Below are 2,551 nucleotides of genomic sequence, written 5' to 3' on the forward strand. Positions count from 1 at the left end.
ATGTGGACTGGTCGGCGGGAGCGGTGCGGCTGCTGACCGAGGCAGTCGACTGGGAGACGGACCATGTACGCCGTGCGGGCATCTCGTCCTTCGGCATCAGCGGTACCAACGCACACGCGATCATCGAGCAGGCGCCTGCCATAGCCGAGTTGGCCTCGGCGTCTGATCCCGGCCCGATGGTGGTGCCGTGGGTGCTGTCGGCGAAGAGCGGGAACGCGCTGCGTGGGCAGGCGGAGCGGCTGTTGTCCTTCGTGGATGCCGAGGCACGACCGGCGGACATCGGCTTCTCGCTGGCCACGACGCGCTCGTCGATGGAGCACCGGGCTGCTGTGGTGGGGGAGAGCCGGGACGAACTCCTGGTGGCGCTGCGTGCGCTGGCCGCCGGCTCGCCGTCCGCCCAGGTCGTTGTGGACGAGCCGAGTGCCGCAGGCAAGACCGGTTTCCTGTTCTCGGGTCAGGGTTCGCAGCGTCTGGGGATGGGCCGGGAGTTGTATGCGGCGTTCCCGGTGTTCGCCGAAGCCTTCGACGAGGTGTGTGCGGTGCTGGACGCGCCGGTCGATGTCGGTGCGGAGACGCTGCATGAGACCGGGTGTGCGCAGCCGGCGTTGTTCGCGATCGAGGTGGCGTTGTTCCGGCTCCTCGCATCCTGGGGCATCCGGCCCGACTTCGTGGCGGGTCATTCGGTGGGTGAGGTCGCGGCTGCGTATGTGGCCGGGGTGCTGTCGTTGGCGGATGCGGCGAAGCTGGTCTCGGCCCGTGCCCGGCTGATGCAGGCGTTGCCTGCCGGTGGGGCGATGGTGGCGGTGCAGGCCGGCGAGGAGGAGGTGTTGCCGTATCTCACCGGTGGGGTGGGTGTGGCGGCGGTCAATGGTCCTGAGTCGGTGGTGGTTTCCGGGGTTGAGGAGGCTGTGCTGGCGATCGCGGAAGCGTTTGCTCGGCAGGGTCGTAGGACGTCCCGGCTGAGGGTCAGCCACGCCTTCCACTCGCCGCTGATGGAGCCGATGCTGGAGGAGTTCCGCGCGGTCGTCCGCGGGCTGGCCTTCAACGAGCCGACGATTCCCCTGGTTTCGATGCTGACGGGGCGTCGGGAGAAGTCTTGCACGGCCGAGTACTGGGTGAGTCACGTCCGTGAGGCGGTCCGGTTCGCCGACGGCGTGCGGACCCTGCACGAGTCGGGTGTGACCACCTTCGTGGAGATCGGCCCCGGCGGCGTGCTCAGCGCGCTCGCCCAGGGCTGTCTGGAGGACGCCGTCACTGTGCCGGTGCTGCGTGCCGACCGCGCCGAGCCGCAGGCAGTCGTCACCGCGCTCGCCGAACTGCACGTGCACGGCGCCTGCTCGCCCCCGGACTGGAGCGCCTTGTTCCCCGGCGCGCGGACAGTCGACCTGCCCACGTACGCCTTCCAGTACGAGCGCTACTGGCTGGACGCGCCCGAGGAGTTCACCGGAGGTGCCGCTGCCGCCGGATTGGGGCTGGGAGCGGCCGAGCACCCGTTGGCGGGCGCGGCAGTCGCGCTCCCGGGCGCCGGCGGACATCTGGTCACCGGGCGGCTCTCGCTCAAGACCCACCCCTGGCTCGCCGACCACGCGGTCATGGGCAGTGTGCTGCTGCCGGGAACCGCGCTCGCGGAACTGGCGGTCCGCGCGGGTGACGAGGCCGGTTGCGCGCGGATCGACGACCTGACGCTGGAAGCGCCGCTGATCGTCCCGGAGAGCGGGGGCGTCGCCCTGCAGGTGTGGGTCGGTGCCGAAGAGGAGCAGGGCAGGCGCGCGTTGACCGTGCACTCGCGGCTGGAGGGTGCTGCGGAGGAGGAGCCGTGGGTCAGGCACGCGGTCGGCCATCTGACGGATCAGCCGGGACCGTCGTACGCAGCCGACTTCGGCGCCTGGCCGCCGGCCGGTGCCGAGGCCTGCGACCTGACGGCTTTCTACGACAATCTGTCCGAAGCCGGTCTGGAATACGGCCCGGTCTTCCAGGGACTGCGGTCGGTGTGGCGCAGCGGGGACGACGTCCTCGCCGAGGTCGCTCTCGCCAAGGGCACGGAGGCGGGCGCGTTCGCCCTGCACCCGGCGCTGTTGGACGCTGCCCTCCACGCGATCGGCGCGGGCGGTGCCGTCGCCGTCGGCGAGATGCCGCTGCTGCCCTTCGCCTGGTCCGGGGTGTGTCTGCGGGCCGTCGGGGCGACGGCGCTGCGGGTCAAGGTCTCGCCGACGGGCACCGATGCGGTGTCGCTGGTCGTGGCCGATGCGGCCGGGAACCTGGTGGCCACGGTCGACTCGCTGTCGCTGCGGCCGGTGTCGCGGGAGCAGCTGCTCCGGGCCGGTCGCTCCGGCAGTCGTACGGAGGACTCGCTGTTCGGGCTCGCATGGCGAACGGTGACGCTCGACGATGCCACCGGGCTCGACGTACGGACGTACGCTGATCTGGCCACTCTCGCCGCCGAACCCGCCATGCCCGACGTCGTCGTGGTGCCGTGCCCGGTGGGGTCGGGCGAGGGCACCGCACAACGGGTGCACACCGTCGTGGGCGGCGCTTTGGCGTTGGTGCAGTG

At 71.3% G+C, this 2,551-nt stretch carries 1 protein-coding gene; it reads left to right on the forward strand.

Annotation, left to right across the window (positions count from 1 at the left end):
• Nucleotides 1-2,551, forward strand: a 2,551-nt coding sequence (locus tag ACH4UM_RS41700; protein ID WP_398191885.1) for an acyltransferase domain-containing protein, incomplete at both ends; no start/stop codon positions are given.

The organism is Streptomyces sp. NPDC020801 (assembly GCF_044334385.1).
In the GTDB taxonomy this organism is placed as follows: Bacteria; Actinomycetota; Actinomycetes; order Streptomycetales; family Streptomycetaceae; genus Streptomyces.